This window comes from Sphingomonas sp. ID1715, from assembly GCF_013044515.1.
Lineage (GTDB): Bacteria > Pseudomonadota > Alphaproteobacteria > Sphingomonadales > Sphingomonadaceae > Sphingomonas_B.
The window spans coordinates 107,364-127,477 of sequence record NZ_JABEPR010000004.1 but is presented as its reverse complement, the minus strand read 5'-3'; the positions used below and the strand labels follow the sequence as shown (position 1 = coordinate 127,477).

General features: G+C 65.3%; 23 protein-coding genes and 1 tRNA gene. 6 read left to right on the top strand and 18 right to left on the bottom strand.

Going from position 1 to position 20,114, the window contains the following annotated elements; translation table 11 throughout:
- Positions 1-39: 39 nt before the first annotated feature.
- The 12 genes from traW to HJG53_RS12190 are packed head-to-tail and all read right to left on the bottom strand — an operon-like array spanning position 40 to position 9,545.
- Entirely contained in the window at positions 40-684 is a 645-nt protein-coding gene (gene traW, locus HJG53_RS12245; RefSeq protein WP_171130972.1) for a type-F conjugative transfer system protein TraW, read from the bottom strand.
- A complete protein-coding gene (locus tag HJG53_RS12240) occupies positions 681-1,199 on the bottom strand; it encodes a S26 family signal peptidase (protein ID WP_171130970.1) in 519 nt (172 codons plus the stop codon). The genes traW and HJG53_RS12240 overlap by 4 nt, the downstream gene beginning before the upstream one ends.
- The gene (locus HJG53_RS12235; RefSeq protein ID WP_171130968.1) at positions 1,186-1,587 is read right to left on the bottom strand and encodes a TrbI F-type domain-containing protein; all 402 of its coding nucleotides are present in this window, start codon (positions 1,585-1,587) and stop codon (positions 1,186-1,188) included. The genes HJG53_RS12240 and HJG53_RS12235 overlap by 14 nt, the downstream gene beginning before the upstream one ends.
- Positions 1,580-1,918, bottom strand: a complete 339-nt coding sequence (locus HJG53_RS12230) for a hypothetical protein (RefSeq protein ID WP_171130966.1) — start codon at positions 1,916-1,918, stop codon at positions 1,580-1,582. The genes HJG53_RS12235 and HJG53_RS12230 overlap by 8 nt, the downstream gene beginning before the upstream one ends.
- Positions 1,915-4,473 carry a type IV secretion system protein TraC gene (traC, locus tag HJG53_RS12225; protein ID WP_171130964.1) on the bottom strand — a complete coding sequence of 853 codons (2,559 nt, stop codon included), beginning with the start codon at positions 4,471-4,473 and terminating at the stop codon, positions 1,915-1,917. Before traC ends, HJG53_RS12230 begins: the two co-directional genes overlap by 4 nt.
- On the bottom strand, positions 4,470-5,324 hold the full coding sequence (locus HJG53_RS12220) for a TraV family lipoprotein (protein WP_171130963.1): 855 nt from the start codon (positions 5,322-5,324) through the stop codon (positions 4,470-4,472). The genes traC and HJG53_RS12220 overlap by 4 nt, the downstream gene beginning before the upstream one ends.
- Positions 5,321-6,208 (bottom strand): DsbC family protein, encoded by an 888-nt coding sequence (locus tag HJG53_RS12215; RefSeq protein ID WP_368039572.1) that lies wholly within the window; start codon positions 6,206-6,208, stop codon positions 5,321-5,323. The genes HJG53_RS12220 and HJG53_RS12215 overlap by 4 nt, the downstream gene beginning before the upstream one ends.
- A complete protein-coding gene (locus HJG53_RS12210; protein ID WP_171130961.1) occupies positions 6,205-7,533 on the bottom strand; it encodes a TrbI/VirB10 family protein in 1,329 nt (442 codons plus the stop codon). The genes HJG53_RS12215 and HJG53_RS12210 overlap by 4 nt, the downstream gene beginning before the upstream one ends.
- The gene (locus HJG53_RS12205; RefSeq protein ID WP_171130959.1) at positions 7,527-8,336 is read right to left on the bottom strand and encodes a type-F conjugative transfer system secretin TraK; all 810 of its coding nucleotides are present in this window, start codon (positions 8,334-8,336) and stop codon (positions 7,527-7,529) included. Before HJG53_RS12205 ends, HJG53_RS12210 begins: the two co-directional genes overlap by 7 nt.
- Positions 8,333-8,899: a type IV conjugative transfer system protein TraE gene (locus tag HJG53_RS12200; protein ID WP_171130958.1), complete on the bottom strand. Its 567-nt coding sequence runs from the start codon at positions 8,897-8,899 to the stop codon at positions 8,333-8,335. The genes HJG53_RS12205 and HJG53_RS12200 overlap by 4 nt, the downstream gene beginning before the upstream one ends.
- A gap of 11 nt (positions 8,900-8,910) precedes the next feature.
- Positions 8,911-9,198, bottom strand: a complete 288-nt coding sequence (traL, locus tag HJG53_RS12195) for a type IV conjugative transfer system protein TraL (RefSeq protein ID WP_171130956.1) — start codon at positions 9,196-9,198, stop codon at positions 8,911-8,913.
- 26 nt (positions 9,199-9,224) lie between these two features.
- Positions 9,225-9,545 carry a hypothetical protein gene (locus HJG53_RS12190; protein WP_171130954.1) on the bottom strand — a complete coding sequence of 107 codons (321 nt, stop codon included), beginning with the start codon at positions 9,543-9,545 and terminating at the stop codon, positions 9,225-9,227.
- A 345-nt stretch (positions 9,546-9,890) separates the two neighbouring features.
- Between HJG53_RS12190 and HJG53_RS12185 the strand changes: the two genes are divergently transcribed.
- From HJG53_RS12185 to HJG53_RS12175, 3 genes are all read left to right on the top strand, one after another.
- Positions 9,891-10,376: a hypothetical protein gene (locus HJG53_RS12185; protein WP_171130953.1), complete on the top strand. Its 486-nt coding sequence runs from the start codon at positions 9,891-9,893 to the stop codon at positions 10,374-10,376.
- Between the two features lie 369 nt (positions 10,377-10,745).
- The gene (locus HJG53_RS19160; RefSeq protein WP_171130951.1) at positions 10,746-11,786 is read left to right on the top strand and encodes a tyrosine-type recombinase/integrase; all 1,041 of its coding nucleotides are present in this window, start codon (positions 10,746-10,748) and stop codon (positions 11,784-11,786) included.
- A 149-nt stretch (positions 11,787-11,935) separates the two neighbouring features.
- A tRNA-Cys gene (locus HJG53_RS12175) sits at positions 11,936-12,009 on the top strand.
- 20 nt (positions 12,010-12,029) lie between these two features.
- On the opposite strand, the gene HJG53_RS12170 is transcribed toward HJG53_RS12175, so the two are convergent.
- Complete coding sequence (locus HJG53_RS12170) at positions 12,030-13,277, bottom strand: Xaa-Pro peptidase family protein (protein WP_171130949.1); 1,248 nt, start codon at positions 13,275-13,277, stop codon at positions 12,030-12,032.
- 112 nt (positions 13,278-13,389) lie between these two features.
- On the opposite strand from HJG53_RS12170, the gene HJG53_RS12165 reads away from it, so the two are divergent.
- A complete protein-coding gene (locus tag HJG53_RS12165; RefSeq protein ID WP_171130947.1) occupies positions 13,390-14,679 on the top strand; it encodes a dicarboxylate/amino acid:cation symporter in 1,290 nt (429 codons plus the stop codon).
- On the opposite strand, the gene HJG53_RS19155 is transcribed toward HJG53_RS12165, so the two are convergent.
- Genes HJG53_RS19155 through HJG53_RS12150 form a run of 3 tightly spaced genes read right to left on the bottom strand, consistent with a single transcriptional unit; the run spans position 14,676 to position 16,736 of the window.
- Positions 14,676-15,335 (bottom strand): GNAT family N-acetyltransferase, encoded by a 660-nt coding sequence (locus HJG53_RS19155; protein ID WP_171130945.1) that lies wholly within the window; start codon positions 15,333-15,335, stop codon positions 14,676-14,678. The genes HJG53_RS12165 and HJG53_RS19155 overlap by 4 nt on opposite strands.
- Positions 15,298-15,924, bottom strand: coding sequence for a glutathione S-transferase family protein (locus HJG53_RS12155; RefSeq protein ID WP_171130943.1), 627 nt, complete (start codon positions 15,922-15,924; stop codon positions 15,298-15,300). Before HJG53_RS12155 ends, HJG53_RS19155 begins: the two co-directional genes overlap by 38 nt.
- Complete coding sequence (locus HJG53_RS12150; RefSeq protein ID WP_171130941.1) at positions 15,921-16,736, bottom strand: class I SAM-dependent methyltransferase; 816 nt, start codon at positions 16,734-16,736, stop codon at positions 15,921-15,923. Before HJG53_RS12150 ends, HJG53_RS12155 begins: the two co-directional genes overlap by 4 nt.
- Positions 16,737-17,295: 559 nt before the next feature.
- On the opposite strand from HJG53_RS12150, the gene HJG53_RS12145 reads away from it, so the two are divergent.
- A complete protein-coding gene (locus tag HJG53_RS12145) occupies positions 17,296-17,625 on the top strand; it encodes a hypothetical protein (protein ID WP_217352810.1) in 330 nt (109 codons plus the stop codon).
- A gap of 140 nt (positions 17,626-17,765) precedes the next feature.
- Positions 17,766-18,416, top strand: coding sequence for an RNA methyltransferase (locus HJG53_RS12140; protein WP_254447725.1), 651 nt, complete (start codon positions 17,766-17,768; stop codon positions 18,414-18,416).
- Positions 18,417-18,567: 151 nt separating this feature from the next.
- Here HJG53_RS12140 and recA read toward each other — a convergent pair whose 3' ends face one another.
- Both recA and HJG53_RS12130 read right to left on the bottom strand, forming a co-directional pair.
- Entirely contained in the window at positions 18,568-19,644 is a 1,077-nt protein-coding gene (gene recA, locus HJG53_RS12135) for a recombinase RecA (RefSeq protein ID WP_171130935.1), read from the bottom strand.
- A gap of 72 nt (positions 19,645-19,716) precedes the next feature.
- A complete protein-coding gene (locus HJG53_RS12130) occupies positions 19,717-20,076 on the bottom strand; it encodes a response regulator (RefSeq protein ID WP_171130934.1) in 360 nt (119 codons plus the stop codon).
- Positions 20,077-20,114 lie beyond the last annotated feature (38 nt).

Sequence of the window (20,114 nt, the reverse complement as noted above, 5' to 3'; positions counted from 1 at the left end):
CGCGACGCAGCCACTCGCGATTTGACACGCCCGCACGGATCATCGCTGATCCCCTTTTGCTCTTGGAATGAGGAGCTCGGTGATGCGGAGGGTCCGCCCAGTCTGCTCGACCAGAGCAGGAACCGCGTGAATGCCGAAATGGCGCGTGAGCGTGCCCGACTGGTCGAAATAGAAGCGGCGCTGCTCCGCCTTCATCAGGTCGAACGGCGAACCTGCGACCAGGATCAACTTGGCGTCGAGCGCTGTTGTGTGCGCCCGCGCCCAGGCCACCTGCGCGGCATCGTCGCCGTCGAGAAAGACGAGTTTCTGGCGAAGCGGCACCGTGTCGAGCGGGTTCACGCGGGTGCCCGCGTGCACGACCACACGGCCCTGCCCGTCCCTCAGATCCTTCTCGACCGTGATCGTCGGATCGTAGGTCCAGCGCCGGGTCTCCGTCGCCGCCGCAATGCCGGTCACGCGCGGCGGGCGGCGGACATGCGCTTCGGTGCGGGCGGCGAGCTGGCGATTGGCGCGGTCGAGCGCGCCCGAAGCCTGCATGGCGATCAGCTTCGACTGGATGGTCGCCAGCAGATCGTCTTCGATGACGGGGAAGACAGCGCCGTGCTGGCCATAGTCTTTCGCCGCAGTTGGGGCGGAGAGGCCAGTGAGCAGCAGGCTCGCGATGATGGGTACGAAGCGCCTCACAGGATCGCCGTCCCCACGCCCAGGATGCGCGGCCGGCAAATCCAGCCAATCGCGGCGTAGCGGCTGTCGAAGCTGTCGGGATGCGGCGTCGCGACGAAATAGCAGCCCCGCGGAATAACCCCGGTCGGACCCAGCGCCAGCGGTTCGCCGCGCCGGGTCGTCACCTTCGCCTTGGCGACGATATGGCCGTTCACAAGGAAGAAGCGGCGTTGGGTGGTGACACTGTCGCCGGCGATGCCATAGACGCGCTTCCCAAACGGCCCCAGATGCGCGCCGAAATGCCGGGTCAGCAATGTGCTCGCCGGCGGGTCGAAGAAAATCAGATCGCCACGGCCGGGGACCTTCGCGCGATCGATGAAGAAGGCCCAGTTCGGCAGGCTACCGCTCGCGTTGATCAGCAGGGCATGATGATCGCGCCAACTCGAAAGCGCGCTCAGGCCGGCAGCAAGCGAAGCGACGCCGAGCAGCAGCGCATAACGCGCCCCGCGCGGACTGAGGCTGTCAGCGGGGATCATGGCCTGCCTCCATCAGCCTTTCGACACGCGCGCGAACCTGGCCGGTGCGGTCGGTGACGCCATGACCGAGCACCGACTCCCGCACCAGCACCACCGAGCCGTCGCGCTCGAGCTCGCCCACGGCCTGGTCGAGCGCGGCAAGATAGGAGCGCGTCCGAAGTGCTGCCTGCTCGGGTGTCGTGGCGCGCCGGCTCTCGGCGGTGATGAAGTCGCTGACCAGGCCGTTCAGGCCGACCGTCATGATCTGGCGCTGTTCGAGCTCGATCAATGTCTTGGTCGCCCACGCCCCCCAGAGCGTGTTGGCAGCGAGGAAAGCGGCGCCGATCACCCGGCCCGCGGGCCAGCCGGCAATCGTCCGCGTGGGACTGGCGCTTGGACGCTCACTCATGATCATGTCCCTGGACGAGCTCTGCCCGCAGCCGCGCTACGAGCGCCGGCAGTCGAACTAAAGCCAGGAGGGTGAGAAGCCCGGCGAAGATGCCGACCGCGCCAGAGTCGAATGCCGCGCGCGCGTCTGCCGCAGCTGAGAGGTAATGATGACTTAGATTTTCGAGCTGGCTGAAGAGCACCTCGCCGTCGCCCCCGGTTGCGAGCAGGAAGCCCGCGGGGACGATGCCGAGCGCCGTGAGCACGGTCTGACCCGTCCACGCAGCGAGAGTGAGCGCCACAAAGCAGGCGTCGGCGGCAACCGATCGCAGGCGAGCCAGGCGGGCGCTCATGCCGCACCTCCGGATCGCTCACGCGCGGCAACCCGGTCGATCGCGTCCGAGATTGTGGCGCCCTCGGCAACCTCGGCTTCGATCGCGGCATAGGTATCGGGCGATGACGAGAAGAGCGTCGCCGAATAGGGATCGAGCACCAGCCGCCCAAGCGCTTGCACGTCGGGTCCGCGAATGAAGACCTCCGAATATTCCGATCCCGAGCGCTTCAAAGAGCGGATCAGGCTTTCGGTGCGGTCGTCCATCTGCAGGCGGTCGGATTTGCGCAGGTCGGCGATCGTCTCCGGCTTCTGCTGCAGGATCAGCATCCAGTCGCTGTTCTCGAGCGCCGCCGTCGCCCCGTCCGACTTGTAGAAGTCGTTCAAGGACTGGGTCGCGGTCGCAATCGCGCCGCCATATTTGCGCGCGGTCCGCGCATAGGTCTCGACGAACTCCGACATCGAGCCGCCGCGGAGCATCGACCAGGCCTCATCGATCAGCAGCAGCTTTTTGACCGACCGCGGCGTCCGCGTCATCGCCTGACTGGTCATGAACATGATCGCGGTCAGCACGACCGAGCGCAGTTCCTCGCGGGTCGCGAGATCGGACATTTCGAACACTGTGAAATCGGCATCGAGGCTCAACGTCGCCTCGCCATTGAAGAAGGCACCATAGGTCCCCCCCAGCCGGAACGGTCCGAGCGCGATCGCCAAGTTGCGTGCATCGTCATTGCCCGTCTCGTCGAGCGCCGCCGCGACGGCATCGATCGAGCCGGCGCGCTCCACGTCTGACCAGACCCGATTGACCGCCTGATCGATCAGCCCGCGCTCGGTATCGTTGAGCTTGTCGACGAAGCGGGCCATCTGGCCGACGATGCTTTTGAGCATCGCCATGCAGTCGAGCCGATAGTCCTCGTCGGTCCTCGCCCGCTCGGCATCGACCATCGAGAACGGGTTGAGGCAGAAGCCCGACGCCAAGGTGAACTCGATGAAATGCCCGCCCTGCAGTCGGCAGCTGTTCATGAAGCTGCGCCCATCGTCGATCACGACGACCTTGGCGCCCGCGCCGCAGAGCGCCGCGCACATCTCCTGCAAGAGCACCGATTTGCCCGAGCCCGACTTGCCGAGGATCGCCACATTGTGATTGCCAGCGGCGTTCTCGAACGGCGACCAGAAGAAGGGCTGGCCCCGCCGTCCGATCAGCAGCAGATGCGGCACGCTCCCGCCGAGATACTCGCCCTGGATCGGCGCGATGTTGGCCGCTGTCGTCGACAGCATCGTCCGCATCCGGCGGCAGCGCTCGAGATCAGCGGCCAATCCGTCGGCGAGCATCAACGGCATCGGCGCGAGCAGCCCCTGGACCTGCAGGAAGCGCTCGGACGCGAGATCCCAGCCGGCCGCCTTGTAGAGCGACTTGATCGTGCGTTCGTGCGCATCGCCTTTCCCCTCCGGAGAAAAGGAGGTGACGCCGAGGAACGCGCGGACTAGGCGCCTGCCTTCCTGCATCTGCGCCTGCACTTCGCGCCATTCGGCGGCCTGCTCGGCGAGCCGCGGCACGTAGCGGGCCGAGCGACCCTCGCTGAGAGAGGTCGAGCGCAGGAACTTCATGCCGGCACGCGCCGACGCCGATTCCTGATCCGGATAGACCAGGCACAGATAGGTCGCGGCCGGGCACGGGAAGCGCAGTTTGTCGGTGAACAGGTCGCCGATCAGCCGCGCTGTGTCCCAGGGCGCCCAGCGCTGCGGCATGTTGCGCACGCCGAAATGGCGGATGTCGAACCTGTCCGGGTAGATCTCGCCGATCTCGGGTGCGCCGTCCTCGATCCGGCCGGTCGGCCGGAAACGCTCGGTGCGCAACGAGAGCCGATTCTCTTCGACATGTAGCTCGATGTCGCGGCGGATCGCCTGGTCGGCGATCGGGTCGAGCGGGTTATAGTCGATGCGGTCGTCGCCGCTCGCCGTGGTCGGGGCGGTCAGGTCGTCCAGGAACGCGATCAGCTCGACCGGGTCCACATCGGCGGTCGGCACATCGAGCGAGCGGAGCACGCCGGTCAGGTTCTCGCGGACCGCGATCAATTCCTCGCGAGAAACGCCGCCCGAGGCGGGCACGCCGACGGAGACAAGCAGTTGATGATGGCGGGCGTGGAACGGCGCCGTCGCCGAGCCGCTCGACCAGACCAGGTCGTAGAAGGCGTCGGTGCGCTTGCGCGCGATTGCTTCATAGACGCCACCGCGGGCATAGCGTGGCGCGAACCAGGGCGCGATGTTGCGGCCGATCCTGGGGCTCGCCCAATGCACGATCTGCACGCACGCGCCGGACGGCAGGCCTTCCGAGAAGAATTGGCCGATCAGCTCGCCCGTCTTCTCGTCGGCGCCAACCAGCGGCGCCACGTTCAGGATGAACCCGGTCGAGCGCGCGTTCAGATAGAGCCGCGCCGCCGGCTCGTAGATCCGGTACGGCAGGAACCGCGACAGCATATCGAGACCGAGCACCGGACGCGCCTGCTCCGCGGCTTCCGCGTCGCCGAGCAGGCCGTTCGCGATCGTCTGATAGAGGGTGCGGAGCGACAGGGTCATTTCCCGCCTCCCGGCGTCTGGGCGGGCCGGAACGGATCGTCCAACACCGGCTCCGGGTTTGCCTTCGTCATTAAGGGCGCGAGCGCTTTGCGCACCTTCTCCTCGGCGGCCGCCGGGGCCCGAGTTTGTTCTAGAGCCCGTTTCAGCCCCGGCGCGACCACGGCCCGCGGAGGCCTAGCCACGGATGGATCTGGCCGTTCGATCCGATGCCCAGCGCGGGCGGCTGCAATCGCCTCCACGGTCGGCGCGCCGGTGCCGTCAGCAATGGAGTGAGGGGCTTGTGTGGGGAGCGGCTCAAGCCCCTCTGCCACCGGAGCCGAAGCGCCGGTGACGGTCCCGCGCAGCAGAGGAGCGAGACTGCGCGAGGAGAAGCTGTCGATTTGGTGAGGGGCTTGAGAGGGGGACGGCTCAAGCCCCTCTGCCGCCGAAGCCGAAGCTCCGGCGACAACCTCGCGCAGGGAGGAAGGGGCGGGACTGCGCGAGAAGGAATGCGGGTCGGCGGGCGAAGCAGCCCAGTGCGGCGGCTCGACCACTGCATGGGCGACGGCCTGGTCATGCAGCACGCCAGCCTCGTCGACGTAGGGAGGGAACACGATCGCGATGGTGCGCTCGGCGCTGCGCACCGCTGTACCCGCGATCGTGCCGGCGACGAGCGGATGGGATCGGCCGGTGGCGCTGGCAGGAACATCGTCGGCGGCGTCATGATCGACTGCCTTGGCGTCGATCGTCGAGGTCGGCGCGCAAGTCCCAGCCGGCGCCCGGCACGTGAACGCCCCTTTGATGTTGCCGCCCAGTGTCGTGCAACCAGCGACCAGCGCCGTCGCGCTGAGAAGGCTCAGGCGCGCGATCATGCCGCACCGCCGAGCGCGAACGCTTTCAGCACGGAGGCGGGGCGATAGCCTTCGAGCACGGCACCATCGGGGCGGATGATCACCGGCGTGCCGCCGAAACCATGCCGCTTTGCGAACGCCTCGTTCGCGTCCAGCCCGGACGTGTCGCATTTGCGGGGCGCCGCGATCTCGTTTTGCTCGTATGCCGCGTGCAGCGCCTTTTCCGGATCGGGTGCGCAGAGCACCCGCTCGGCAGCAGCACGGCTGGCTGGCCCGAAGATCGAGATCGGCCGCTCCTCGACGCGCGCGCCAATGGCCTTCAGCTCCGTCGACAGGCGCCGGCAATAACCGCACGAAAAGTCGCTGAGCACGATGAGCTTGGGGCCCGTTCCCGGCCCCCAGCGGATTGCCCCGCCTTCGGGCAACTCGCTCAGATTGACGCGCATCGTGCGGACCGGCCGAGCACTCTCGCTCGCCTGGTCGGCCGAGGCTGCCTGCCGGCGAGCGCCGCCCGCCGCGAGCATATCGGGGTTCATTGCGAGGAGTTTGGCCGCCGTCAGGTCGGACCGCGTCTCCATGTCATAGACGCGCCCGATGACGAGGAAGCGCGCGGTCCGGTCGACATAGAAAAGCGTGGTTCCGGCGACGACTTCGCAGAGCCCGCCAAGCCCTGCACAGCCGATGCTGCTGATCGTCGTACGCGGCAGCCGCGCCTTGAGCGCCGCCAGCACCAGCTCGGGCTGAGCCGTCTTGGCGATGACTTGATGCGACGAAAATCTGTTGCTGATCGCACCTGCGCCCATGCCGACGCCTAGCGAGCCGAGCGCCAAGGTCGCCCAGAAGAGCGGGCCGTGAGCGCGCGCGAAGAGTGCGCGCTGACGCGCGAAGAAGCTGGTCTCGTTCATTGGGAGTTCCTCACAAAAACGCCGTCCAGGAACACGATCTCGACATCGATGCCGGTCGGCATCTCGATGACGGGCTGGTACTGTTCGGCTCGTTCAATCAGATATTTGGAGACGGTGTCGGCGGCCTCGCCGACCCCCTGCCCGAACCCGCCCTCGACGACCTCCTGCGGGGAGAGGGATTTGCGCTTGCCGTCGGCGCCGGCAGTCAGCCCCTGAAAGACGCTGTTAGCGTTGGCGGAGAAGCCGCGCCCGAACCCGCCGACAACGCCGGCGAGCAAAGCCTGGCCGATGAGGCTTCCTTCGCGGCTGACGACGCGGCCGCGCACGCCGGTCTTGCCGGCGAAGCTGATAAAGCCCTTCACTTCGCTGACCGCGACGCGCCCGCCGGGCTGGTCACAGGTCATCTTCTGCAGCTTTACGTAAACCTTCTCGGCCGAGAGATCGCCGCGCGCGGCGCCGTTGACGACACAGCCCCTGATGTTGGTCTCCAAGAGCTTGCCGTTCTGGATGACCGAGCGCGCCGGCCCGGTGATCCGGAGCACTACCGGCAGCGGGTCGGTCTGGCTGGACACCCCTGCCGATGCGTCCACACCGACAATAACTCGGGCCGGCGCATAGGAATTGGGCGGCAGATAGTCGGGGCTGTCCTCGATCTCGATCGCAGGCGCTTGTGGCCGCGTCGTCTTCAGCCCGCCTTTGCCCGCGCCGCTGTCCGACGTGACGAAACTCAGTGTCTTGACGCCGCGCGCGGGCACCGCCAGCTCCGCGGTGTCGCCCGACGGTGTGGACGGCGACTGCTGGCCATAACTCCCTGCCGGACCATAGGCGGGTGGCGGCAGCGCGTTCTGAACCTGTGCCGCCTGGCTCGCCTGTGCGCGCAGCGCCTGGTTCTCTTGGGCAAGCGCATCGATGGTTTTGGTGCCATCGGCTTTCAGCGCCTGGTTCTCGGCTGCGAGCGCGTCGACCTTGGCCTGCAGATCTTGGGCTTTGGCCTGGCCCTCCTCAAGCGACTTCAGCTGGCGGGCTTGTGCGTCGAGACGATTGCCGTAGATCGCGACGAACTCGCGCTGGCTGAGGTCGCGGTTGACGAGGCCGTCGGTCTCGATCCGCTGTGGCGCGTCAGGGTCGGCGTGCTCGGAGCCCGAGCTCCCGCCAAAGACCAGCCAGAGCGCCGCGACCGCGAGGCTGCCGCCGCCGCCCAGCAGCACCATGCGCTGCCGTTTCGCGGTCTTTGCGTTGAGCGCGCCGAGGGCGCTGTCCGGTGCTGCCGCGGCAGCCTCCGCCCGCCTTGCCGCCTCGCTCTTGCGGCCGAGGAAGCTCACCATGCCCCCTCTCCCACCTGGCCGACGACATAGGCCGTCGTGGCTTCACCGGTTTTCAGCTCCGGAACGGTAATGCTGGCGGCGAGCGTGCCCGAGGGTGCGATCTGCTCAGCCGCGACGGTGACCGGCTTGGTGCCGCGATTGTCGATCCGGAAGGTTTTGCCGACGAGGCCGGCGCCCCGATATTCGGAGACGAGCCGGAGCGTCAGCTCGCCGATGCGCACGGACGCTGCAGCCGGCTGCCGGACTTGGTATCCGTCAGGCGTCGCCGACGACGCCATTGCCTGGATCAGCCGCACCGCTTGGTCGCGTCGGCTGAGCTTCGTCTGAGCGTCGCTCGACTTTTCGGTCGCGACCGCCGGGTTGGTGACGAACACCTGCGTGGCCTCGGCGCCGCCAAGCCCGCAGGCGAACTTATAGACGAAGCCCTTCTTGGACGTCGCGAAGAAGCTTACGCGTGTTCCGGCGAACCCGAGCGGCACCGAGAGATAGATGTCGCCCCGGATCGGCTCGTTGGTGACGGTGAAGTCCTCGAGCGGCGAACCGGACGTAATCTTGCTGACGTTGGCAAAAGCATCGCCGATGAGCGAAATGCGAGTCAGCTCCCGCGATGAGAGCGTGCAGGCGACCTGGCCGTTATCGACGGCCTGGACGAACTCGTCGGCCAAGGCCGGACCGGCCGCCATCGCGATGGCGGCCGCGATCAGCGCGAAGCCAAGAGGTTTCAGCACGATGTCGTGCGTGCGGGTGCTGCCGGCTGCGATCGAGGTCGCGCCGAGCCCCACCAGGCAGGCGGGCGTGATCATTGTAAATACTCCTTGGGCGCGCTCACGAGCGCGAAACTGGTCAGGCTCAGGCGCAGCCCGGTGTAGTCCCAGCCAAAGCGGAACCGCTTCTTCTCGCTGGCGATCACCTGCCCGCCGACAAAGGTCTTCAGCTCGCCCTCCACCTCGGATGTGAGCCCCTTGGGATCGACGGTCATGCCGGTGATCACGAAAGCCTGGGCAAGGTCGGAGCCGCGCTGCTCGGTGACGATCTTCACAAGCTCGGCCTTCAGCCGGCCATACGCGGCCGGATGGGCAAGCTTCAGGATTTGCTCCATCCAGTAATCGAGCCCGGCGGGCGACCGATTGAGCAGCATCAGCGCGACGTCGCGCGTCACGAACTCAAGGTAATCGGCGGTGACGCCCGACGAGCTGATCGAAAGCGGCCGCGGCGAGACCGGCTGCAGGACCACTTCCCGATCTTTCGAGGACAGCGCTTGTCCGAGCCCGACATTGACCAGAAAGGACGCGGCCAGACTGACCAGCAGAACTTTACGCTGCCGAAGCAGGCCTTGCGTGCGCTGATGCGCGATATCGGCGAGCATGGTCCCTCCCCTCAGCCGGCCAGCAGCCGGCAATGGGAGGGCGGAGTGGCTTTCAGCCGGACAAAGCTCTCACCCAGATACCAATAGGCGGCATGCACCACCCACGAGCTGGCACGACCTGCCTTTGCCTTGCGCAGGACCCACCACGCCCCGAAGGAGAGAGGGACGCCCAGGAGGATATGCTGGGAAAGAATGCCCCAGGCGAACGGGATCGCCAGCCCCAGGAATTCATCCAGGGTCCAAAGGCCGATGAGCTCGGGATCGTCGAGCCGCCGGGGCACGAAATACTTGTCCGACATTAGCGCCGCTCCGCCCTCACCCGCGCTCAGATGAGCGCGGTGACGGTCGAGGTGACGATCGGCACACCGGTGCCAACGCCGATCCCGACGCCAACCGGGAGCGCGACTTGGCCGAGGCTGAAGCGCCCGGATGCCATGCCGATGATGCCGCCGGCGAGGCTCAGCACGGCGATGATCTTGCCGCCCGAGCCTTCGAGGAAGTCGGTGAACTTCGCGAGCGCCGGGGCGAAAGTGGCGTCGGCGCCGGCATGGGCGGCGGAGGCCAGCACCAGCGCCGCGGCACCGGCAATCACATAATCGGCCGCGCGGCTATTGAGCGCGCCGCGGAGCTTGTTCAGTCGCTTCATTGGGGTCGTCTCCGAGCTTGTCATCGCGACCGATCAACCGGCCGCCAGACAGACTTGGAGTGCCGCTCCGGCTGCGCTCAATCAAAAAGAACGAACGCAGAACGCAATCGCCTCGTTTGCCGCTGCCGCGCGCGTGATGTCGCGGTTGGGCGAGGAACTTTCCTTTCGATTGCGACTGCCCTGGCCAAGTTCAGGCCGGACGTCGCGCAGCCCGCGAAAACCCTCGCAGCTCGGGCATTCTCCCCATTTTGGAAATGATTCGGCTCGTCCGACCGGCATGCGCCGCATAGGATGTTCCTGTTTTGTTTTCCTACGCACGAGTCGCGAACATCAGGAGTCGCAAGGATGGTGAACGGTTTGGAAGCGAGCGCCGCTCAACGGCTCGCACTGGGCGCTTTGGTGTCGCAGCTCATCCAGCGCTCGGGTTTGCCCCAGCGCGAGCTGGTCTCCCGGACCGGCCTGAGCAAGGACCAGGTGAGCCGAACCTGCCTCGGGACACGCCCACTTAAAGTGGAAGAAGCGATGACGCTCCTCAGAGCTGCTGACATGCCCGCACGCGGAGCGATCACGTTAGCGCTGTTTGATCGACATGAGTTGGCAATCGACTGGTCTCAATCCGGCATGTCGCGGTTTCTCGAACTATTGATCGAGGCACTGCCCGAAGCGCTTACGCAGGAACTCGGTGAAGAACTCGACCGGGTAAATCCGAGGTGGGGACAACACGCCGCCCGCTTTGTCGCCCAGCGTATCGCTCATCACATCGATGAGCTGATCGAGCGAGAGGCCAAACTGGGCGAGTTCGAACCGCGTGCTCGCGCTGCGGCTTCGTGATCACCCCCTGAGGTAGCGGAGCAAAGCGAGGAGGAGGGCAACCTGAGCGAACCGAGGCTTTCGCCGTGCCCAATGAGTTAGAAGAAGCAGCGCCCGAAAGCCCCATTGTCCGCAAAGCCCGTGGCGAGCGTGCATCGCTGCCAGATTGGCCGCGGCTCATGACGATCGAGATGGCGGCAGCCTATCTGTCGCGCAGCGTTTCGACGATCCGAGAACGCGGACCTTCTCCCAAAAGGGACGGCCGCAGCGTGCTTTATGACCGAGTCGATCTCGATCGATGGGCCGACAGATTAGGGGGGCAGCCGCTCTCTCCCACTCAGAGAGAAGAGGAAGCGAAAGAAATCGAACGTCGCTTTCTGGAGAGACGCCGTGGCCGACATTGAGCTTCTATATACCTATCTCGCTAAGGGAAAATATTGGCGGTTCAGACATCCAGCGACCGGCGACATCGCGTTGCCGCGTATGAAGAGCTTGCCGGTGGAAGATCAGCCAAAACGGGCTGAATTCATCCAGAAATACGCTGAACTTCTCGCCCGTGTCGAAAGGAGCGAGGTCGTCCTGAGGAGCCCTGACAGGACGAGCTTTCGCTGGCTCATACGGCAATACCGTGGCGGTGATGGCCAGCGTCCAAGCGAAGAATTTCGCGCGCTCACCGACGCAACCCAGATCGACTATAACCGAACCCTCGACGTGATCGAGGCAGAGCTCGGCGATGAGCCCTTCGGCCTGGCCACTCGCTCCATGATCAAGGCCGTGCGCGACAGTCACGCCCATCATCCGCGCAAGGCGCACAAGATCAAGCAAATGGTCAGTCGCCTGTACAGTTGGGCCGAGGAGAATGACCTTGTTCCTGAAGGCTTCAATCCCGCCGCCCGCATCAAGAGGCTGAAACGCAAGGGCGGCGAAAAGGAATATGTCGTCTGGTCGACCCACGAGATTGAGCTGTTTTTGACAAGCGCGCCGGCACATGTCTGCACTGCCGCAATGATCGCGCTCTATACGGGGCAACGCGCCAGCGATGTCGCGAGCATGCGCTGGTCACAATGGCAGGGTGAGGTCATCCGAGTGCGCCAGGGCAAGACGGGCGCATTGCTCGACATCGCCTGTCACCGCCTATTGCGCACCCATCTTGAAGCGCTTCGAGAAGCCGGGGCCAACCTTAAGGGAACAATCTGCCTGACGGCGCGCGGTCGGCCATTCAACGCGAACAATCTTGCAACCGCCATCTACCGCGCGATCCAGGCTATTCCCGATATGCCGAAGAACCGCTCGTTTCACGGACTGCGTTACGCTGCAGGTTCGCGAATGGCAATGAAATATGCGTCGCAGCGTGTACGGGCCCGGGCGGCGATCTCAAAGGTGGAGGCAACCACGCGTCCTCGCATCAGGCTCGTGTCCAGCCGCGCGTGAAGACTTCCACCTACACCCTTGCCAAGCCCGGTTCAGGCGCTAAGGAGATGCGCTTCCGCGGCGATTGCGAACTTTCCCGGTTTGTTCTTGCTTTGGACTGCGAACTTTTTTGGAGATTTTCCAGAATTGTTTCGTGATCTCAATCGGATGGCCCGATGGCGGAGTGGTTACGCAGAGGACTGCAAATCCTTGCACGCCGGTTCGATTCCGGCTCGGGCCTCCACTCCCTTGCAGATGCAGCGATCAGACCGGCCGATCGAGGCTGGCCGGCGGTTCGGAGAACCAGCGCGGTCCCTCGGCCGTCATGTGGAAGCAGTCCTCCAGCCGCACGCCGAAGCGGCCGGGCAGATAGATGCCGGGTTCGTTCGAGAAGCACATGCCGGGAGCGAGCGGTGTCGTCTCGCCATGGACGAGGTTGACCGGCTCGTGCCCGTCCATGCCGATGCCATGACCGGTGCGGTGGGAGAGGCCCGGGAGCTTGTAGCGCGGGCCGAGGCCTTCTCGCTCGTAAAAGGCGCGGACGGCATCATCGACGGCGCCGGCGGGCGTGCCGATCCGCGCGGTACGCAGCGCGATCCGCTGCCCTTCGGCGACGAGGCTCCAGATGCGCCATACGTCGGGGCTGGCGCGGCCGGGCACGAAGGTGCGGCTGATATCCGACTGATAGCCTTCGACGGTGCAGCCGCAGTCCATCAGCACGACCTCGCCTTCGCGGACCCGCTGCGGCTTGCCCGTCCCGTGGGGATAGGCAGCGGCCTCGCCGAGCAGGACCAGTGCGAACTCCGGACGGCCGCCGAGTTTCGTCGTCGCGGCATTCATCATCGCGCCGATCTCCTGCGGCGTCATGCCTTCACGGATGCGCGGCACCGTCCAGCGATAGGCGGCCACGGTCACGTCCGCCGCCTTCTGCATCAGCGCGATTTCGGTGGGCGTCTTGACCATCCGGCAGCCGCGCACGACCGGATTGGCCGAGACGATGCGGGCGCCGGGGAGCGCACGCGCCAGCCCGTCGCTCGCGAAGAAGCGCACGGTTTCCTCGATGCCGATCGTGCCGCGATCGAGCCGCCGTTCCTTGAGCCAAGCGGCGATCAGCGCGATCGGGCTCTCATCCTCCTGCCAGACGCGCAGTTCGGCCGGGATGCCGAGCGACTCCTCCACGGAAGGCTTTTCGAAGAACGGCGTGACGACCAGCGGCTCGCCCTTGACCGGCAGCACGGCGGCGGTCAGTCGCTCGCTGCGGCTCCAGCGCACGCCGGTGAAATAGATGAGCGACGATCCCGGCTCGATCAGCACCGCCGCGATCCCGTGCCGCCGCATCAGCTCCTGCGCTTTCGCCAGCCGCCCCGCCCGCTCTTCCCGCCCGATCGGCACGACAGCGCCGGTGATCGACTGCAGGTCGGAGGTGTCGATCTCGGCGGCGAAAGCCAGGTTGGGGAGCAGGGCCGACACGCCGATCAGGCCGGCCGATTGAATGAGCTGACGACGGTTCATGTGCAAAGCTTAGTCGCACGAAGAAGGAAGTCGAGGGCGCTGAACACTCCTCCCCACCGCTTGACGGGTGCGCCGATATCGCCTTGTTGCGGGGCAAAGGGAGAGCTCGCACGTGGCCAAACGCCTAACCTATTACATCCTTGCCGGGCTGGTGCTCGGCCTGATCGTGGGCTGGGTGCTCAATGCGAGCATCGACGACGGCAGTCCGGAAGCGACGGCGCGGCTCAAGACGATCGCCGACTATCTGGGAATCGTCACCACCATCTTCCTGCGGTTGATCAAGATGATCATCGCGCCGCTGGTGCTCTCGACGCTGATCGTCGGCATCGCGCATATGGGGGACGGCAGCGCGCTGGGCCGTGTGGGGCTGAAGGCGCTCGGCTGGTTCGTGACCGCCAGCCTGTTGTCGCTGACGCTCGGCATGGTGCTGGTCAACCTGCTGGAACCGGGCCTCAATCTGGGGCTGGTGCCGCCGCCGGCGACGGCGGAGAGCGGCGTCGACCGAACCGGCTTCGACCTGGCCAAGCTCATCACCCATATCGTGCCGCAATCGATCTTCGAGGCGCTCGCGACGAACGAGATCTTGCCGATCGTCGTCTTCGCCATCTTCTTCGGCGTCGCCATCGCCAAGATCGGCGCACCGGCCCAGCCGCTGGTGCGGGCGGCCGAAGCACTCGCCACCGTGACGCTCAAGGTCACCGACTTCGTCATGCGCTTCGCCCCGATCGCAGTGTTCGCCGCAGTCGCACGGGCGCTGGCGGAACAAGGACCGCGCGTGATCGGGCAGCTCGGCTATTTCATGCTGTGCGTCTATATCGGCCTGGCGTTGCTGTGGCTGCTGCTGATCGGCCTCGGCTTCCTGATCGTGGGCGGGCGCATGGGCCAGCTCCTCCGCCATATCCGCGAGCCGATCATCCTGGCCTTTTCGACCGCCTCCTCGGAAGCGGCTTTCCCGCGCACGCTGGAGGGGCTGGAGCGAGCGGGCGTGCCCAACCGCATCGCGAGCTTCGTGCTGCCGCTCGGCTATTCGTTCAATCTCGACGGCTCGATGATGTACATGACCTTTGCGTCGCTGTTCATCGCCCAGGCCTATGGCATGGACCTGAGCATCGGCACGCAGGTCGCGATGCTGCTGACGCTGATGATCACGTCGAAGGGCATTGCCGGCGTGCCGCGCGCGAGCCTGGTGGTGGTTGCGGCGACGCTCGCCCAGTTCAACATCCCCGAAGCCGGGCTACTGCTGATCCTGGCGGTCGATCACTTCCTCGACATGGGGCGATCGGCGACCAACGTGCTCGGTAATGCGGTGGCGAGCACCGTCGTCGCGCGCTGGGAGGGCGAGCTGCGGGCGGCCGGTGTCGGCGAACTGGAGGCGCGCGAGGCGGCAGGCCCGACGGGTTAGCCGGTGAAGCGCGCGGTCAAATAAGGACTGACGACGCGCCAGCCGATCTGCTCGTACAGCCCCCTGCCCGCCTCGGTGGCGGCCAGCACGAAGCGGCTGCGCTCATCGCGCCGGAGGGCCGCCAGCGCGTGCATCATCGCTCGCCCCAGTCCCCGGCGCTGGTGAGCCGGTTCGGTGCGGACGCGGTCGAAGATAAAGGCGCCATTTGCCTCGACGCCGCGTGCGATGGCGGCGCAGCTGCCGTCGCCCGCGAGGAGCTGGCAGAGATGAACCCTGGCTTCCCGCGAAATCTCCAGCCGGTAGCCTGAGGCGAGCGGTCTCTGGCCCGTCATCGTGCCGTCGGCGACCATCAGATAGGCCGGCGCCTCAAGCTCCCAGTGCGCCGGCAGGAGCGAGCGGAACATGGCTTCGGTGCCGCACAGCTTGATCGGGACCAGCGGGTCGGTGACCGCGGCCGCGAGTGCGGTGATGGCAGGGGAAGGCGTCGCGAAGACATAGCGGCGGCGCTCCTCGGGCGTGCCGGTGTCGACCCGCCAGCCGCCTGCGTCCGCGACCGGCGCCGGCACGCCGCGCGCGATCGACCGGGCGTGCAGCCAGCGGCCGAGCAGGTCCGACAGGTCAGGCGTAGGCGTAGGGACCGCCTCGCTCCAGCGCACGTCGATAGCTCGGCCGGGCGTGGATGCGGTCGAGCCAGGCGGTGATGTTCGGATAGGCGCCGTCCAGCCCGACCCGCTGCCGGGCGGCTTCGAGCGGGAAGCTCATCATGATGTCGGCCGCGCTCAGCTCGGAGCCGACGAACCACTCGCGGCCAGCTAGCTCGCGCTCGAGATAATCGAGATGGTTGGTGATCATCGGCATGATGCGGGCCTGGGCGCGCTTGCCGAAAATGGGGACGCGGCCGAGCACCAGCAGCACCAGCAGCGGCGGCATCAGCGAGCCTTCGGCATAGTGAAGGAAGAAGCGATAGCGAAGGATGGCGTCGCGGTGCGCGGGCGGACCGAGCCTGCCGTCCGCCTTCTCGACCAGATATTCGATGATCGCGCCGGTTTCCGCCACGACGGTGTCGCCGTCCTGGATCACGGGCGACTTGCCCAGCGGGTGCACTTGCCTGAGCTCGGGCGGGGCGAGCATCGTCTTCTTGTTCCGCTCGTAGCGCTTGACCTCATAGGGAAGGCCCAGCTCCTCGAGCATCCAGAGAATGCGCTGGGAGCGGCTGTTTTCGAGATGGTGGACGATGATCGTCATGCGGTGGCGCTCCATATCCAGGCAGCGGCGGGAAAGACGACGCGGTCACCGTTAAGATGCTCGCGGACCAGCGCTTCCAGCCCGGCAATCAGGCGCTCGCGCTGCGCGCCCTCGGCGTCGCGGATCGCCCGCGCGGCGGGGCCGATGCGGCGGAAATAGTCGATCGCGTCGGCAACCGGGTCCTCACCGCTGCCCGCGACATATTCGAAGGGTAGCGGCTGCGCCTCCGCTCCAGACCAGCCGGCGCGCTTGAGAATGGTGGAGACGTGCGTCTCATCGGCAAAGGCGAACGGACCGGGCGCGTGTGGATCGGCCAAGGGCGGCAGCAGATGCGCCAGGCCGGAGACCCAGCGATTGGCAGCGGGCGACTGGAAGCAGGAAAAGACGAGGCCCGCGCCGGGGCGAGCGAGGCTGCGCAAGTGAGTGAAGGCGCTGACGGGATCGTCGAAGAACATGACGCCGTGGCGCGAAACAAGCAGGTCGAAGTCCCGGGCGCCGGCCCAGCGGGTCGCGTCGCCCTGCTCGAAGCGGCAACTCGCGACGGCGTTCGCGCGTGACCGGGCGACGTCGATCAGCCCCGAGGAGAGATCGACGCCAGTGATCCGGGCGTTCCGCAGTCGTGCGGCGAGCGAGAAGCTGGTCGTACCGGCGCCGCAGCCGACATCGAGGATGCGGGGGCTCGGCAGCCCGGTGACGCGAGCGGCCGCGGTTTCGACGAGGACGGCATCGACCGGCACGAAGCTGCGATCCGTACGGCGCCATTCCTCGGCCCAAAGATCGCCGACCCGGCCCGACCATTCCAAACTGTCCATCGCGTGACGCTAGCCTAGCGCGCCTGTGAGGAGAAGACGGCTTCCTTTGTTGCGGCGCTCAGGACTATTCGCTGGCCATGGAGAGGCACGCCGATTCCGACGAAAAGCTTTACGCTCGTGCGCTGGATATCCTTGACGGCCAGGCAAATGGTCACGCTCTGCCGATTATCCGCAGACTTGCACGGCGCGGCTTTGCACCGGCGGTGAATGTCCTTAGCGACTTTGTGTCGGACGCTGAGGCTATCCGGCTCTTGCAGCGTCAAGCGAGACGAGGTGACGCAACATCAGCCTATAACCTCGCGATCACACACCGAAACCGTGGCAACCTGTTCGACTATCGCACTGCCCTGGCGTCAGCTGCAAGGCTTGACCCCGATGCCGCTGCGGAGCTGCGTCAGTTCAAGACACGCCCCCCGCACTCAGTAATGAGGCGCTTTGGTCGGCTAGCGCCGGAGTGAGACTGAACGTCAGTAATGGGTCGTTTGCGGTCATTGGCGAACAGGCACCTTTGTGGCACTCTTTCCGAATGCCTGATTGGAAAGTGGTCGATTTACCGTCTGTGTCCGAACGCGTCGTTCGAAGCTACAACGCGAACGGAATGGAAACCTCGGACGATGGCGAGTGGCACCGTATCGTGTCCGAGATGCATTACGTTCTTGCAGAGTTTCTCGCGGCCAAGTCATTGATCGTAGAAAGTCAGGACGTTTCCCGCCGCCCCGGCCTCGTAATTTGGCATTCTCAACTCACAGAACACGGCAAAGCGTTCGATAAGTCTCTCGCCATCGACAGGTGGATGCAATCATTCGACCAAGGAAAGCGGGAGTCACCAATCACGGCAGATGGTCTGGAACGTCGATGGCGCAAGTTCATAAAGCAGCAGATGCATTGAACTAGTGGCAGCAGTGGGCTGTTTCCACCCCTCCGCGGCGCCGTGGCTAAATGTCTGCTAAGGGTGATCGCGGACGTCCGATGCCGCGTGACTCAAGCCGCAATCTTTCGCTATCCGACCTGCTCAGAGGAGAGTCTGAGTTGGCTGACGAGGAGAAAACTGAGGCGAAAAGGTCCGCTAGGAAACGGGCGAATGAGATCAAGGCGTTCCGCTGCAAGAACCTAATCGTCGTCCTTGAGGAGCCGGAGAACCCTCGCAACATCGGCACTGTCATCCGAAACGTGAATGCCCTCGGTGCGGAAAAGGTCTATGTCGTGGACCCGCGCGGGGTCTTAGCGGATGACTGGCAGGAACTCCGCGCCGAGCCAAAGCTATCGAAGCTGTCGGTGTCGGCGATCAAGTGGACGTTCGTGAAGAGGTTCGACAGCACAGAAGAGTGTACTTCTCATCTCCGGAAGAACCATTTTGTGTCCGTCGCCACGTCACCACACGTGAAGGGTAAGACCAACAAGTATCTTCATGAAGTAGACTTCACAGAACACGCCAAACTGGCCATCTGGTTCGGTAACGAGGCGAGAGGACTATCTGATCTGGCGGTTGATCGAAGCGAAGCCTGCATCAGCATTCCAATGTTCGGTATGATCGAGAGTCTGAACTTGGCGACCAGCTCCGGCATCGTTCTCTACGAAGTCACGAAGCAACGTCGCGAATACGCAAGTCGGTATCGACTCCGCGATCACAGGGGCGAACGCCCGGAACCGCTGCCCACGTTGATGTCGCCAGCTGAGTAGGTCAGCGAAGGTCTGAGAAGGGTCGTTAGCCGATATCCCGCTGGCGAACCGGGTTGCATTCTCGCGAACGAAGCACAAGCGCTCTTCGACGTATATATCTGCCGCAAAATGCGGGCGGACACCCTCTCCCACTACGGAGAGGGCTCGTCACTTACATCTCGTCCAGGTCTTCGGCGCCCGGGTCGACCATCAGCGCTTCGGCGACGTCGTCGGTCTTGCCGCGGATCGCCTTTTCGAGGCGCGCCGCCAGCTCCGGGTTCTCGCGGAGATAATTCTTGGCGTTCTCGCGGCCCTGGCCGATGCGGATCGAGTCGTAGCTGAACCAGGCGCCGGACTTTTCGACGAGGCCGGCCTTGACGCCAAGATCGAGGATCTCCCCGATCTTGGAGATGCCCTCGCCATACATGATGTCGAACTCGACCTGCTTGAACGGCGGCGCGACCTTGTTCTTCACCACCTTCACGCGCGTCGTGTTGCCGACGATATCGTCGCGATCCTTGATCTGCCCGGTGCGGCGGATGTCGAGGCGGACGGACGCGTAGAATTTGAGCGCGTTGCCGCCGGTCGTCGTCTCCGGATTGCCGTACATCACGCCGATCTTCATGCGCAGCTGGTTGATGAAGATGACCATGCAGCGCGAGCGGCTGATCGAGCCGGTCAGCTTGCGGAGCGATTGCGACATCAGCCGGGCCTGCAAACCGACATGGCTGTCGCCCATCTCGCCCTCGATCTCGGCGCGCGGCACCAGTGCGGCGACCGAATCGACCACCAGCACATCGATTGCATTGGAGCGCACCAGCGTGTCCGTGATCTCCAGCGCCTGCTCGCCCGTATCCGGCTGCGAGACGATCAGCTCGTCGATGTCGACGCCAAGCTTCTTGGCATAAACGGGATCGAGCGCATGTTCGGCGTCCACGAACGCCGCGGTGCCGCCGTTGCGCTGCGCCTCGGCGATGACGTGCAGCGCGAGCGTGGTCTTGCCTGAGGATTCAGGCCCATAGACCTCGATCACGCGGCCGCGCGGCAGGCCGCCGACGCCGAGCGCGATGTCGAGCCCCAGCGACCCGGTCGAGATCGCTTCGACCTGCATCGCCTCCTTCGAGCCCAACTTCATCGCCGAGCCCTTGCCGAACGCACGATCGATCTGCGCCAGCGCCGCTTCGAGAGCCTTTTGCCTGTCCATATTCCCCAACTTGTCGGAATCCACGACCTTCAGCTGCGCTGCCATGTCCAAGCCCTCCAAAGCGTTCGATGGACGGCGATGTACCGCATCCGTTCCATCAGAACAAGAGGGGAACGACTATTGCTTCAACAATGCGGTGAACGCGTCCCGAACGCCGTCCAGCGTATAAGGCTTGCTCAGCACCGGCACCCGGGCGTGGCGCGCCGGCACCGCGTCATTGCCGCCGCCCGTCGCCAGTACGAACGGCTGGCCACGATCGCTCAGCGCATCGGCCACGGGCCATGAGGTCTCGCCATCGCGCAGATTGACGTCGAGCAGCGCCGCGGAAAAACCGCCGCGCTCGACATGGGCGAGCGCATCGTCGACGCGGTCGACGCAGCCGGCAAGGCGGTAGCCCAGCGCGTCCAGGAAATCCTCCAGCATCATCGAAATCAATGGTTCGTCTTCGACGATCAGGATCGCGGGCGCGTCGGTCATTGCGCGGGCGATACTGAACCAAAAGGTTCAACGCAAAG